The following is a 13,329-nucleotide window of genomic DNA, read 5'->3' on the forward strand; positions in this document are numbered from 1 at the left end:
AGCTGATCCGCCCCGAGGCCGGCGACATCGACATCACCACCTACGACAAGCTGGTCTCGGTCGGGCGCGGCATCGGCGGCCAGGAGAACATCGAGCTGGCCCAGGAGCTGGCCGGCGCATTAGGCGCGGCCCTGTCCGGCTCACGCCCGATCATCGACGCCGGCTGGCTGCCCAAGACGCGCCAGGTCGGCAAGTCGGGGCTCAGCGTCAAGCCCAAGCTCTACCTCATGCTGGGGATCTCGGGCGCGCCCGAGCACCTGGAGGGCATGAAGGACGCCGAGCTGATCGTGGCGGTCAACTCCGACGCCAAGGCGCCGATCTTCGACGTGGCCCACTACGGCAGCACCTGCGACCTGTTCGAGGTGGCCGAGGCGCTGCTTGAGGCGCTGGGGTAGGGCGCAGCGTAAGGGCGCAGCAGCGGCACAGGTGGTCATCAGGAGTTCCTGATACGTTTCGGTGCCGCTGCTGCGCCCCTGCAAGGGGATATACCGTGCTATCACTCGCCGAAGAGATCGCCTTCATCCTGCTGGTCGTCGTCCTGGGCGGGCTGACGGCGGTCGGCTTCCGGGGGATCTTCGCCCTGGTGCGCAGCGGGCGGGCCGCGCCGCCGCGCGAGGACGTGCCGCGCCGCCTGATGTCCGCCCTGGTCGATGTCGGCCTCCAGCGGCCGATCTTCCGCGCCCGCCCCGTGCTGAGCACCTTCCACGCCTTCATCTTCTTCGGCTTCAGCTTCTACTTCCTGGTGAATGTCGCCGACCTGTTCGAGGGCTTCATCCCCGGCTTTACCCTGGCCTATGGGGCCAACGGTGCCGGTGGGCTGATCGGCGGCATCGCCAACCTGTTTAATCTGGTGGCCGACATCCTCAGCGTGCTGACCCTGGTCGGCATGGTGGCCTTCCTGGTGCGCCGCTTCGGCATGAACGACAAGCGCCTCAGCTTCAACCAGGGCGTCCTGCTGCACCCGGGGGTGACGGCTGGCGGGGTGCGCCGCGACTCGGCGATTGTCGGCACCTTCATCATGCTGCACGTCGGCTCGCGCTTCCTGGGGCAGGCCCTGCGCCTGGCTGAGGCCGGCCGGGCCGACCCGTTCATGCCCTTCGCCAGCCTGACCTCGCTGGCCTTCGGCGGGCTCTCCGAGGGCGCCCTCAGCCTGGGCGTCCACCTGACCTGGTGGACCGCGATCGGCCTGATCGTCTGCTTCCTGCCCTACTTCGTCTTCAGCAAGCACATCCACCTGATGGTCGCCCCGCTCAACCTGGGCCTGATCAAGCCCGGCCCGCGCGGCCTGCTCGACCCGGCGGTGCCCAAGGGCGCGCCCGACGACATGGCCCCCGGCGCGGCGCAGGTGCAGGACCTCGGCTGGCCGCGCCTGCTCGACGCCTACGCCTGCATCATGTGCAACAGGTGCCAGGAGGTCTGCCCGGCCCACGGCTCGGGCCGCCCGCTCTCACCGGCGGCGCTGGAGGTGAACAAGCGCTACCTGTTCAACCAGAACTTCCGCGCCCTGGCCAAGGGCGAGCAGGTCGAGCTGCCCCTGCTGGCCATGGCGATCTCGCCCGAGGCGGTCTGGTCATGCACCACATGCTACGCCTGCGTGCGAGTCTGCCCGGTGGGCAACGAGCCCATGGCCGACATTGTGGACATCCGGCGGCGCATGATCTACGACACGGCCGAGATCGACAGCGGCATCCAGGGCGCGCTGGAGGGCATCGGCAAGAACGGCAACTGGTTCGGCAAGGCCGCGCGCACCCGCGCCCGCTGGGCCAAGGACGCCGGGGTGCCGATCAAGGACGCGACCAAGGAGCCGGTCGAGTACCTCTGGTTCGTGGGCGACACGGCATCCTTTGACCAGCGGGTCGTCCCGCTAACCCAGAAGGTGGCGCGGGTGCTGAGCCACGCCGGGGTGGACTTCGGCATCCTCAACAACGAGGAGCGCAACGCCGGCAACGATGTGCGCCGGGTGGGCGAGGAGGGCCTGTTCGAGATGCTGGTCGAGCAGAACATGAAGGCCTTCGGCAAGGCCCAGTTCAAGCAGATCATCACCACCGACCCGCACTCGCTGAACACGCTGCGCAACGAGTACCCGCAGTTCGGGGCCGAGTACCCGGTCCACCACTACACGGCGGTGCTGCTTGAGCTGCTGGAGGCGGGCAAGCTCCAGGTGACGGAGAAGCTCGGGCGCTACCTGGCCACCTACCACGACCCCTGCTACCTGGGGCGCTACAACCAGGGCTACGAGCCGCCGCGGCGGCTGCTGGAGCTGGCCGGGCTGCGCTTCGCCGAGATGCCGCGCAACCGCGAGAACTCCTACTGCTGCGGGGCCGGCGGCGGCCAGATCTGGCTGGGCAGCACGCCCGCCGGCGAGCGCCCCGCCGAGAGCCGCATCCGCGAGGCGCTGGCGACCCTTGGGCCGCTGGCCGGCGACGCTGAGCAGCTGCTGTTCGTGGTATCTTGCCCGAAGGACGTGGTGATGTACACCGACGCGGTGAAGACCAGCGGAAACGAGGGCAAGATCGTGGTGCGCGACATCATCGAGGTGCTGGAGGAGGCGCTGGGCCTGGCCGAGCCCGCCGGCCTGCCCGACGCCGCGCAGGTGCCGGCGTGAGCGCCGACGAGCTGATCGCCGACCTGGCCGCCGGGCTGGCCGGCCGGCTGCGCGGGCTGGCCGCCGTGATCGACCGGCTGGACCGGCTGGAGTCCGGCACCGGCGGCTGGCTGGCAACCTTCGCCGCCGGCGAGCTGGACGAGGCCGCCGAGGATCTAGCCCTGCGCGCCCTGCGCACCTCCAGTGACGTGGCCTGCTTCGCGGTGCTCAGCAACCTGGGCGGCAGCGAGTCGCGCTCGCTGGACGACCTGATCGCGGCGACGGGCATGGGCCGGCTGCTGCTCGCCGAGCGGCTGAACGACCTCGTGCAGGTGGGGCTGGCCGCACGTATGATCGACACCGACCACGCCCAGATCACCCCCGCCGGCGCGGCCATGCTCCAGCTGGTCGAGGCGCTGGCGGGCGGGGCGGCGGCCAACTACCGGGCGAAGGGGTGAGGGTAACATGGACATGAAGTGCCCGTTCTGCCAGGAGTTCGGCGAGCGCACCACCATCCACCGCCACATGGTCGACGCCCACATGGATCATGTGACGACCACCCATGACGAGTCCAGCGGCAAGATGGCCTTCGTCGTCACCTGCCCGTTCTGCGGGCTGGCGTATAGCCGCCAGGTCAAGCCGCGCGGGCGCAACCCGCGCTTCCTGGAGGAGTTCCGATCGGAGATCGCCCTGGTCGCCTTCGACCAGATCCTGCTCCACGTGCTGGTCAGGCACGCGCCCGAGGTGGGTGTGGATCTTGATAGAGAGTCGTAAGGGCGCAGCAGGGTGACTGCGGCGGCCCAGCGTGCTGGGCCGCCGCAATCACCCTGCTGCGCCCTAACTGGAGAAATCTTATGTCAACCGCGAACAACTGCAACGTCCCCGAGGAGCTCTACTACGTCGTGCAAGAGCACGTCTGGGTGCGGCCCGAGGACGACGGGACGATCACCATCGGCATGACCGACGCCGCCCAGAATCTGGCCGGCTCCATCGTGACGGCCACGCCCAAGGGGGCCGGAAAGAGTGTGAAGAAGGGCAAGAGCAGCGGCACCGTCGAGAGCGGCAAGTGGGTCGGCCCGATCAAGTCGCCGGTGGACGGCGAGATCGTCGCCGCCAACGAGGCGGTCGTCGCCAACCCGAAGCTGCTCAACGAGGACCCCTACGGGGCCGGCTGGTTCGTGAAGATCCGCCCGAGCAACTGGGCCGCCGACAAGGCCGGGATGGTCACCGGCGCGCAGGCCGTGGCCGACTACGAGGCCTTCCTCAAGGCCCAGGGCATCGACTGCGCCAAGTAGGGCCGAAGCATTCGGCATTGTCGCAAAGCGACAATGCCGAATGCTTCGGCCCTACAAGGTGATGGAAACCAATGGCAATCTACGCCGGCTGCGACATCCCGGAGGAGCTGTACTACCACCCCGCGCACGACCTCTGGGTGCGGCTGGAGGGTGACGACACGGCCACCCTGGGCATGAGCGACATCGCCCAGACGGCGGCGGGCAAGCTGCTCTACGTGCGCTTCAAGGGCGTGGGCAAGCGGGTCAGGCCCGGCCAGAGCGCGGCCACCATCGAGAGCGCCAAGTGGGTCGGCCCCTTCGTGGTGCCCTTCGCCGCCGAGATCCTGGCCGTCAACACGGCCTACGAGCAGACGATCACCCTGGCCAACACCGACCCCTACGGCGCGGGCTGGATGGTGAAGGTGCGCCTGCTCGACCCGCCGGCCGCCCGCGCCGAGCTGATCACCGGCGCGGCCGCCGTGGCCCACTTCCAGCAGCGCATCCGCGACAACCAGATCCGCTGCTACCGCTGTGAGGATGTATAATCTCTTATTGTTTATGGGTGGCTTCGCCACCCATAAACAATAAGAACGCCGTGGGGCTGCGCCCCATGCGCATCAACGTTAGGGCTGCCGCCCTAAAAACCGGTGTTGTTTTGGCCAAAATGGCCAGCTTCGCTGGCCATTTTGGCCAAAACAACAAGAAATTCCGGGGAGCCCGGAGCTTAAGTTGATGCGCATGGGGCTGCGCCCCACACCACCGGGAGGTGACTGTGAAGACGATCCGCGTGCTCGATATGGGCCTGGTGCCGCCGCTGCGCTCCCAGGCGATCTACCACGGCGTGGCCTACGCTATGACCCCGGAGACCCCCGACACGATCATCCTGGTCAGCCCCGATGCGCCCTACGCCTGCATCGGCTACCACCAGGAGCTTGAGAAGGAGGTGGACACCGCCTACTGCGCCGAGCAGGGCCTGCCGATCTACCGGCGCGAGGTCGGCGGCGGCGCGGTCTACCTCGACTCGGACCAGCTCTTCACCCAGTGGGTCTTCCAGCGCAACCGCCTGCCGCTCGACCTGGAGCGCCGCTTCGCGCTCTACATCCAGCCGCTCGTCGAGACCTACCAGGAGCTGGGGATCAACGCCACCCTGCGCCCGGTAAACGACATCCACGTCAACGGGCGCAAGATCGGCGGCACCGGCGCGGCCCAGATGGGGAGCGCCGATGTGGTGGTGGGCAGCCTGATGTTCGACTTCAACTTCGCGCTGATGGCCCGCGTGCTCAAGGTGCCCTCCGAGAAGATGCGCGACAAGATCATCCAGTCGCTCAACGAGTATATGACCACCATGCGCCGCGAGCTCGGCGAGGCTCCCGACCGGGCCCAGGTGACGCGGGCCTACATGCGCCACTGCGCCGAGGCGCTCGGCGCGCCCCTGGAGATCCAGGAGCCCACCGCGCGCGAGCTGGAGGTGACGGAGGAGATCGAGGCCCGCTTCCTCTCCGATGAGTGGCGCTACATGAAGGGCGGCCTGCGCCAGAGCGGGGCGGTCAAGATCCACGCCGATGTCTACCTGCTGGAGGCTGCCCACAAGGCGCCCGGCGGGCTCATCCGGGCCACCGCCCGCCTGCGCGAGGGCCGCATCGACGACCTGACCCTCTCCGGCGACTTCACCATGCTGCCGGCTTTCGCCGTCGGCGCGCTCGAGCAGGCTATGCGCGGCGTGAGCCTGGAGCCGGCTGCGGTTCTGGCCCGGGTGGGCGAGTTCTACGCCAGCATGAACGCCCAGTCGCCCGGCGTGAGCGCCGAGGACTGGACGGCGGCGATCATGGCCCTCAAGGCCCAGGCTCCGCAGTGAGCGATCCGCTGCCCAGCTTCGCGACCTACCTGGCCGCCCGCGCGCGCTTCGGCGTGGCGGGCGGCCAGGTGCGCCAGGCCCTGGCCGACCTGCAGGCCCCGGCGATCGCGGCGCTCTCGGTCTACGGGCTGCAGCACCTCTGGCGCGGCGAGCTGCCAGCCTACGCGGTGATCACCACGCCGGAGACGAATGGCGGCTGGGGCCATCTGATGCCGGTCTGGTTCAAGCCCCACGAGCGGCCCATCCCCATCCACGCCCTCGACAGCTGGGCGCTCTTCGCCACGGCCTACGCCCACAGCTTCGGGCCATCGGGCGAGGCGCGGGCGCTGGCCGACGAGCGCTTCACTGCCGAGCACCTGCTGCGGGCCACGCTGGGCACCAATCTGCTGCTGCCCTTCCTGCCGAGCACCCAGGGCCGCGGCCTCTTCCTGCGCCACGGCATGCTGCCCTTCCTGCTGGGCATCCTCTGGCTGCCCGAGCCTGTGCGCGACGGCTGGCTGCGCCTGCACGAGCTGGGCGCCGCGCGCTTCCTCGCCGCGCGCGGCGAGCTGCTGCGCGGCGACATCGCGGCGAACCTGGCCGAGCTGGAGTTTAGCATCTTCGCGGCCATGGAGCAGGCCGGCGTCACCAGCGACGCGGCCGTGGCCGAGCTGCTCGCCGGCGGCTCGGAGCTCTCCCTGCTCTACGCCGAACTCTTCGGCGCGATCTGCGTGGGCGTCACCGCCCTGGCCCGGCGCTACCGCCGCGAGGGGCTCGACCAGTGGCGCGCCTGGGCGCCCCAGGAGATCGGCGTCGGCTACCGCCTCGACGACTACGCCCTGGCCGATCTGCGATCACTGGCGAGCGTTGGGGGTTGAGGGTTCACCCCAGCCCCCAGCCCCCAGCCCCCAGCCCCCAGCCCCCAGCCCCCCACAGCCTTACCATACCCTTACAGAACCATCGTACGCCTCTTACCATCAGCTGCTATTGTAAGAGCGTGAGATGAAGTTGTGCCGACGCGCACAAGAAATGAGAGGTATGAGGCAATGACCACCACAGATGCACAGGCCACCGAGACAATGTTCACTGCCGGCGAGCTCTACGACCGCGTCCTCAGCGGCGAGCCGCTGTTTATCCTCGACGTGCGCAACGCGGACGAGTACAAGCGCATGCGGGTCGAGGGCCACCGCAACCTCGAGTCGGTCAACATCCCCTACTTCGAGTTCATCGAGGACGAGGACGGCATGTGCGCCCGCGTCCCGGCCGACCGCGAGGTCCTGGTGATCTGCGCCAAGGAGGGCTCCTCGCAGTACGTGGCCGGGCTGCTTCAGGAGCGCGGCATCAAGGCCGGCTACCTGCAGGGCGGCTTCGTCAGCTGGGGCAACTTCTACGACGTGCGCGAGGTGGTCTCGGCCGACTGGGGCACGATCGTCCAGATCGCCCGCCCCGCCCGCGGCGACCTCAGCTTCGCCCTGGTCAGCGACGGCAAGGCGGCCCTGATCGACCCCCTGCGCCATATCGATGTCTACCAGCAGGCGCTGGCCGATGCCGGGGCCGAGCTGACCCACATCTTCGACACCCACGTCCACGCCGACCACATCAGCGGCGGGCCGGCCCTCAGCCAGGCCAGCGGCGCGCCCTACTACGTCCACGCCTACGACGCCATCCACCCGATCGACATGCTGCCGGCCACCATCGCCTACACCTCGATGGAGGACGGCCAGCAGTTCAGCGTCGGCCAGATCACCATCACCGCGATCTGGTACCCCGGCCACACCCTCGGCCAGATGAACTACCTGGCGACGGCGCCGGACGGCGGGCGCTATCTGTTCACCGGCGACGGCATCTTCCTGCGCTCCTTCGGCCGGCCCGACCTCGGCGGCCGCGGCGAGGCATGGACGCCCATGCTCTACGACAGCATGTTCCGCCGCCTGCCGCCCTACCTGACCGCCGAGACCATGATCCTGCCGGCCCACTTTAGCACAATCGATGAGGACGCCGGCGGCGGCATCTTCGCCGAGCCCTATAGCACGCTGCTGACCCATAACGACGCCCTGAGGCCGCGCACCCTGGAGGAGTTCAGCGCCTTCGTCCTCAGCCACCTGCCGGTCTTCCCGCCCGAGTACGTCGAGATCAAGCGGGTCAACATCGGCCTCTCCACGCCCACCGAGGAGCAGGCCAGCGAGCTGGAGCTCGGCAAGAATATCTGCGCCCTGGCTGAGTAACCTTCTTATATCGCATATATATCGTAGGGACGCAGCGTGCTGTGGCCCCGAGAGGAGATAACGATAATGAGCAGCTTTGATCAGACCCTCGACGTGAAGGGCGCCAAGTGCCCGATGCCGCTGGTGAAGAGCCGCAAGGCCATGGGCGACCTGGCGGTCGGCCAGGTGCTCCAGGTGGTCGCCACCGACCGCGGCTCCATCGCCGACTTCCAGGGCTGGGCCAAGACGGCCAAGAACGTCGAGATCATCTCCCAGGAGACGGTCGAGGATGGCGGGGTGAACCTGTACGTCCACTATCTGCGGAGGACGGCGTAGTAAGGGCGCAGCAGCCTCGGAGACTTCCCTGCCGAGCATTCATCAGGCGCTGCTGCGCCCCGACGGCTGGCCCAATGAAATGAATGATAGTAAGGAGCACCCCCAATGATGATCGACACCCCCGAGATGGGGACCGAGGCCCTGCTCGCCCGCATCGCCGAGCTGGAGCAGCGCGTCAGCAGCCTTGAGGAAACGCCCGCCCAGAGCATCGAGGACCGCGTCTCGATGGTGGTCTTCTCGGGCGAGCTCGATAAGGCCATTGCGGCCTTCATCATCGCCACCGGCGCCGCCTCGATGGGCCTTGAGGTCAACATGTTCTTCACCTTCTGGGGCATCGGCGCGGTCAGGAAGCGCGAGAAGGTCTTCGCCGGCAAGAACCTGCTGGAGAAGGGCTTCACCGCCATGCTGCCATCGGGCACCGGGCAGCTCGGACTGTCGCAGATGAACTTCCTGGGCGCCGGGGCCCAGCTCATCCGCAAGATCATGAAGGACCGCGATATCTCCTCGGTCGAGGAGCTGTTCGAGATGTCCCGCGAGCTCGGCGTGCGCATGGTCGTCTGCGATATGTCTCGCGAGCTGATGGGCATCGCCGACTCCGAGCTGATCGACGGCCTGGAGACCGGCGGGGTGGCCACCTTTATGGCCGACGCCGCCCGCTCGAAGGTCACGCTGTTTATCTAAATAATCCGTACGGGCGCAGCAGCCCGAAGTCACCCCGTGAAAGCTGTCCCATCCACCGCTGCTGCGCCCCGACAGTATCACCCGACGAAGCTATCTCTCTATAAAGGAACCGTATCCATGTTCCGCAACCTCTTCCGCAGCAACTCCGGCCCGGCCGTGCAGACGATGAACGTGAGCGAGCTGAAGGCGAAGCTCGACGCCCGCGAGCCGATCGTGCTGGTGGATGTCCGCCAGCCCGACGAGTTTAAGAACGACGGCCACGTGGCCGGGGCGCGCCTGCTGCCCCTGCCGGTGCTGGCCACCCGCCTCGGCGAGCTCTCCCAGGACGCCGCCATCGTCTGCATCTGCCGCTCGGGCAACCGCAGCCAGGTGGCCTGCGAGATGCTGCAGCGCCAGGGCTTCGCCAACGTCACCAACGTCTCCGGCGGCATGATCGCCTGGCAGCGGGCCGGCCTGCCGAGCAAGCGGGGCTAAGGCGATGACAACCCACGAGCTTCCCTGCACCACGCTCCAGCACCAGACCGAGGCGGCCCAGCTGCGCAGCTACGCCGTGACGCCAGATGTGCTGCTGGCGACCCAGCCTCAGCCCGAGGACTGGGAGCTGCTGGCGGCCCAGGGCTACCGCACCGTCCTGAACCTGCGCGGCGACGCCGCGCGGGCCGCCGAGCAGCGCGCCGCCGCCGAGGCCGCCGGGCTGCGCTACATCTACCGGCCCTGGCCGGCCTACGCCCTGGAGCCCGATCACGTCGCCGAGCTGGCCCAGATCGTCGCCGACCCCGAAACCGGCCGGCTGGTCTTCCACTGCCGCAGCGCCACCCGCGTCGGCCTGATGTGGATGCTCTACCGCCAGCACCATCAGGGATGGACGACCGAGCGGGCCGAGGCCGAGCTGCGGGCCGCCGGCTACGACGATGACTCGCTAGAGACCTTCGACTTCTGCGCCTCCGACTTCTTCGAGCGCCTATAGCCAGGAGCGCAGCGCGCCGCGCCCGTGTATGGGCGCGGCGCGCTGTCCCCTGCCACCCTGGACATTTATATGGCCACGACACTCCTCTCCATCTTCCTCGGCGCCCTGATCGGCATCGCCCTGGGGACGCTCGGCGGCGGCGGCTCCATCCTCACGGTGCCGGCGCTGGTCTATCTGCTCGGGCAGGACCCCCACGCCGCCGTCACCGGCTCGCTGGTGATCGTCGGCCTGAACGCGCTCGCCGGCGCCACCATCCACAACCGCTCCGGCCACGTGCGCCTGCGCGCCGCCCTGATGTTCGGCGTCACCGGGCTGCTCACCGCCTTCCTGGGAGCGCGGCTCTCCAGCTTCCTCTCGGGCCCGCTGCTGCTGGTGCTCTTCGCCGTGCTCATGCTCGTCGTCGCCGTGATCATGCTGCGCGGCGGGGCTGGCAAGGGCGAGGTCAACCTCACCCCGCCGGTCTGGTGGCAGGTGCTGCTCGCCGGCAGCGCCGTGGGCTTCCTGACCGGATTCCTCGGCGTGGGCGGCGGCTTCCTGATCGTGCCGGCCCTGGTGCTCGTGCTGCACATGGATATGCGCGACGCCGTCGGCTCCTCGCTGGTGGTGATCGCCCTGAACAGCATGGCGGGTCTGCTCGGCCACCTTGGCCAGAGCACAATCAGCTGGGCGCTGATCGCCATGCTGCTCGCCGGCGGCGTGCCGGGCCTCTTCGCCGGCTCCTGGCTGGCCCACCGCCTGCCCGCCGCCCGGCTGCGCCAGGGCTTCGCCGGGCTGGTCGTGCTGCTCGGCATCGTGCTGCTCGCCGTCAACCTGCCCAAGGTGATCTAGAAGAGGGTGTATGATGCTGGCGCGAGCTACGCTCGCGCCAGCATCATAGGCCTTCTTTCTGACGGAGCATCTATGACACGACAGATCGCAGTTATTGGCGGCGGCCCGGCCGGCGTCGAGGCGGCCCTGGCCGCCGCAAGGGCGGGCGCCCGCGTGACCCTGGTGAGCGAGGGGCCGATCGGCGGGCGGGCCGGCTGGGCGAGCCTGGTGCCGAGCAAGGTCTGGATCGCCGCCGCCGAGGCGGCATCCGCCGGCGGCCCCCCCGTAGACCCGCCCGCCATCCTGGCCCGCATCGGCGCGGTCTCCGCAGCCTGGGGCGCGCAGCAGGCCGCCGCCCTGGCCGAGCTGGAGGTGGCCGTCATCCAGGGCGTCGCCGCATTCGCCGGGCCGGGGCGGCTGTCCGTCCGCGACGGCGCGGGCCTGGAGGTCGCCACCCTGCAGCCCGACGCGACGATCATCGCCGCCGGGTCGGCGCCGCGCTTCCCGCCCGACATGCGCCCCGACGGGAGGCGGGTGATCGCCCCGCGCTTCGCCAACACCATCGCCCAGCTGCCGCCCGACATCGTCGTGGTCGGCGGCGGCGTGACCGGCAGCGAGTTCGCCTCGCTCTTCAGCCTGCTCGGCGTGCGCGTCACCTGGGTGGTCGGGCCGAAGGGCGTGCTGCCCGAGTTCGCGCCCGAGTCCGGCCAGATGCTCGCCGAAGCCCTGCGCCGGCGCGGCGTGGAGATCCGCCAGGGCCAGCGGGCCGTCCGCGTCGAGCACGGCGAATCGGGGGTCGCGATCATCGCCGCCGACGGCGCGCGCCACCCTGCGTCGATGGCCTTCCTGGCCGTCGGCCGCAGCCCCGACCTGGGCCGGCTGAACCTGGCCGCCGTCGGGCTCGACCCCGCCGCCGGGCCGCCGCCCGCCGACGGGCTCGGCCGCACCGCCGCCGAGGGCGTCTACCTTGTCGGCGACGCGGCCGGCGGGCCTATGCTGGCTAACCGGGCCATGGCCCAGGCCTGGGCCGCCGGGCGTCACGCCGCCGGGGCCGACGCCCCCGCCTTCTGCGCCGATGCCGTGATCCACGCAGCCTACTGCGACCCGCAGGTCGCCCAGGTCGGCCAGGTCAATGGCCCAGATACCCGCACCGTGCGCCTGCCCCTCAGCGCCGCCCTGAAGAGCCACCTCTCCGGCGCGGGCGAGGGCTACGTCGCCCTCAGCTACGACCCGGACAGCCGACAGGTGCGCGGCGGGGCGGCCGTCGGCGCCCACGCCGCCGACATCCTCGCCCCGGTGGCCATGGCCATCCAGCACCAGCTGCCGGTCGATGCGCTGGCCGCCACCTTCGCCGCCAACCCCACTATGAGCGAGCTAGCCTTCATGGCCGCCCGCGCCGCCCTTGTGTAATTGCAGATTGCAGATTGCAGATTGCAGAATCCGCAATCGCATCAAAGACAAGGTTTCAGGTTGCTTTACAGTTTGATGCCGTGAATGGCGTTCTACTACACCAAATCTGCAATCTGCAATCTACAATCTGAAATCTTGCCTAAAGGAGAACCCTATGCGAGCCCGCACCCTCAGCCTGCTCATCCTCGTCCTCGGCGCGCTGGCCCTGGCCGCCTGCGGGGCCGCCGCCCCCGCCGCCACCAGCTCATCCTCCGGCCCGAAGACCCTCACCCAGCTCAGCGTCACCGACCTGAACGCCAAGCTCACCGCCGGCGAGAGCCTGTTCCTGCTCGACGTGCGCACGCCCGAGGAGTTCACCCAGGACGGCCACGTCGCCCAGGCCACGCTCATCCCGCTCGACCAGCTCGACTCGCGGCTGGCCGAGCTGCCCAGCGACCAGCCGATCGCCTGTATCTGCCGCTCGGGCAACCGCAGCACGACCGCCTGCAACGACCTGCTCGCCCGCGGGTACGACGTCACCAACGTCACCGGAGGCATGAACGCGTGGAAGGCCGCCGGCCTGCCCGTCGCCGCGCCCTGATGATGTTGTAACGTCACCTCTCGGTGGGGGTGCGGGGGCGGCTTCGCCGCCCCCGCATTATTTTTTGTTGGGTTTGGGCGGCGGAGCCGCCCAAACCCAACAAAAGTGGGGTCTGGGGCGAAGCACCAGGACGTTGCAGAGGCTCTGCTAGCGTGCCTTCGTTCGCTCCTGCATCACCTGCAGGAACACCGCGACAGTCTCAGGCTCGAAGTGGCTGCCGCTCTGCTCCTTGATATAGGCCAGAGCCTTCTCCTTCGACCAGGCGGCCCGGTAGGGCCGGTCGCTGGTCAGGGCGTCCCAGACGTCCGCCACCGCGAAGATCCGCGCCGCCAGCGGGATCTGCGTGCCCCTCAGGCCGCGCGGGTATCCCGTTCCGTCCCACTTCTCGTGGTGGCAGTAGGGGATATCGAGCGCGGGCTGGAGAAACGTGATCGGCGACAGCATCTCGTAGGCGAGCTCCGGGTGCCGGCGCATCAGCGCCCACTCCTCCTCATCCAGCTTGCCCGGCTTGAGCAATACGTGATCGGGCACACCCAGCTTGCCCATGTCGTGGAGCAGCGCGCCGCGCCGGATGTGGACGATCTGCTCCTCGTCCAGGCCCAGCGCCCGCGCGATCGCCACCGTCAGCTCAGTGACGCGCAGGGAGTGCCCC

Annotated in this window: 17 protein-coding genes; 16 read left to right on the plus strand and 1 reads right to left on the minus strand. The window is 69.1% G+C overall.

Annotated elements, in window-relative coordinates:
* The 16 genes from K2Z83_RS24965 to K2Z83_RS25040 all read left to right on the plus strand — a co-directional run.
* Positions 1 to 395: electron transfer flavoprotein subunit alpha/FixB family protein (locus K2Z83_RS24965; RefSeq protein ID WP_220597890.1), on the plus strand; the 395-nt coding region annotated here is incomplete at its 5' end.
* Between the two features lie 95 nt (positions 396 to 490).
* Entirely contained in the window at positions 491 to 2,605 is a 2,115-nt protein-coding gene (locus K2Z83_RS30215; RefSeq protein WP_220597891.1) for a (Fe-S)-binding protein, read from the plus strand.
* On the plus strand, positions 2,602 to 3,042 hold the full coding sequence (locus K2Z83_RS24975) for a hypothetical protein (protein WP_220597892.1): 441 nt from the start codon (positions 2,602 to 2,604) through the stop codon (positions 3,040 to 3,042). The genes K2Z83_RS30215 and K2Z83_RS24975 overlap by 4 nt, the downstream gene beginning before the upstream one ends.
* Before the next feature lie 7 nt (positions 3,043 to 3,049).
* On the plus strand, positions 3,050 to 3,358 hold the full coding sequence (locus K2Z83_RS24980) for a hypothetical protein (protein WP_220597893.1): 309 nt from the start codon (positions 3,050 to 3,052) through the stop codon (positions 3,356 to 3,358).
* Positions 3,359 to 3,438: 80 nt separating this feature from the next.
* Positions 3,439 to 3,879 (plus strand): glycine cleavage system protein H, encoded by a 441-nt coding sequence (locus tag K2Z83_RS24985; RefSeq protein WP_220597894.1) that lies wholly within the window; start codon positions 3,439 to 3,441, stop codon positions 3,877 to 3,879.
* A gap of 71 nt (positions 3,880 to 3,950) precedes the next feature.
* A complete protein-coding gene (locus K2Z83_RS24990) occupies positions 3,951 to 4,403 on the plus strand; it encodes a glycine cleavage system protein H (protein WP_220597895.1) in 453 nt (150 codons plus the stop codon).
* A 227-nt stretch (positions 4,404 to 4,630) separates the two neighbouring features.
* A complete protein-coding gene (locus tag K2Z83_RS24995) occupies positions 4,631 to 5,713 on the plus strand; it encodes a hypothetical protein (protein ID WP_220597896.1) in 1,083 nt (360 codons plus the stop codon).
* A complete protein-coding gene (locus tag K2Z83_RS25000) occupies positions 5,710 to 6,570 on the plus strand; it encodes a hypothetical protein (protein WP_220597897.1) in 861 nt (286 codons plus the stop codon). Before K2Z83_RS24995 ends, K2Z83_RS25000 begins: the two co-directional genes overlap by 4 nt.
* A 168-nt stretch (positions 6,571 to 6,738) precedes the next feature.
* Positions 6,739 to 7,917, plus strand: coding sequence for an MBL fold metallo-hydrolase (locus tag K2Z83_RS25005; protein ID WP_220597898.1), 1,179 nt, complete (start codon positions 6,739 to 6,741; stop codon positions 7,915 to 7,917).
* A gap of 66 nt (positions 7,918 to 7,983) precedes the next feature.
* Complete coding sequence (locus tag K2Z83_RS25010; RefSeq protein ID WP_220597899.1) at positions 7,984 to 8,232, plus strand: sulfurtransferase TusA family protein; 249 nt, start codon at positions 7,984 to 7,986, stop codon at positions 8,230 to 8,232.
* A 105-nt stretch (positions 8,233 to 8,337) separates the two neighbouring features.
* Positions 8,338 to 8,913 (plus strand): DsrE/DsrF/DrsH-like family protein, encoded by a 576-nt coding sequence (locus K2Z83_RS25015; protein ID WP_220597900.1) that lies wholly within the window; start codon positions 8,338 to 8,340, stop codon positions 8,911 to 8,913.
* 117 nt (positions 8,914 to 9,030) lie between these two features.
* The gene (locus K2Z83_RS25020) at positions 9,031 to 9,387 is read left to right on the plus strand and encodes a rhodanese-like domain-containing protein (RefSeq protein ID WP_220597901.1); all 357 of its coding nucleotides are present in this window, start codon (positions 9,031 to 9,033) and stop codon (positions 9,385 to 9,387) included.
* Positions 9,388 to 9,391: 4 nt separating this feature from the next.
* Entirely contained in the window at positions 9,392 to 9,880 is a 489-nt protein-coding gene (locus tag K2Z83_RS25025; protein WP_220597902.1) for a protein tyrosine phosphatase family protein, read from the plus strand.
* 69 nt (positions 9,881 to 9,949) lie between these two features.
* Positions 9,950 to 10,708: a sulfite exporter TauE/SafE family protein gene (locus K2Z83_RS25030; RefSeq protein WP_220597903.1), complete on the plus strand. Its 759-nt coding sequence runs from the start codon at positions 9,950 to 9,952 to the stop codon at positions 10,706 to 10,708.
* 72 nt (positions 10,709 to 10,780) lie between these two features.
* Positions 10,781 to 12,097 carry an FAD-dependent oxidoreductase gene (locus K2Z83_RS25035; protein ID WP_220597904.1) on the plus strand — a complete coding sequence of 439 codons (1,317 nt, stop codon included), beginning with the start codon at positions 10,781 to 10,783 and terminating at the stop codon, positions 12,095 to 12,097.
* Between the two features lie 154 nt (positions 12,098 to 12,251).
* Positions 12,252 to 12,677, plus strand: coding sequence for a rhodanese-like domain-containing protein (locus K2Z83_RS25040; protein ID WP_220597905.1), 426 nt, complete (start codon positions 12,252 to 12,254; stop codon positions 12,675 to 12,677).
* 147 nt (positions 12,678 to 12,824) lie between these two features.
* On the opposite strand, the gene K2Z83_RS25045 is transcribed toward K2Z83_RS25040, so the two are convergent.
* Positions 12,825 to 13,329, minus strand: a 505-nt coding sequence (locus K2Z83_RS25045) for an HD-GYP domain-containing protein (RefSeq protein ID WP_220597906.1), incomplete at its 5' end; no start/stop codon positions are given.

This window comes from Oscillochloris sp. ZM17-4 (assembly GCF_019599295.1).
Classification (GTDB): domain Bacteria; phylum Chloroflexota; class Chloroflexia; order Chloroflexales; family Chloroflexaceae; genus Oscillochloris.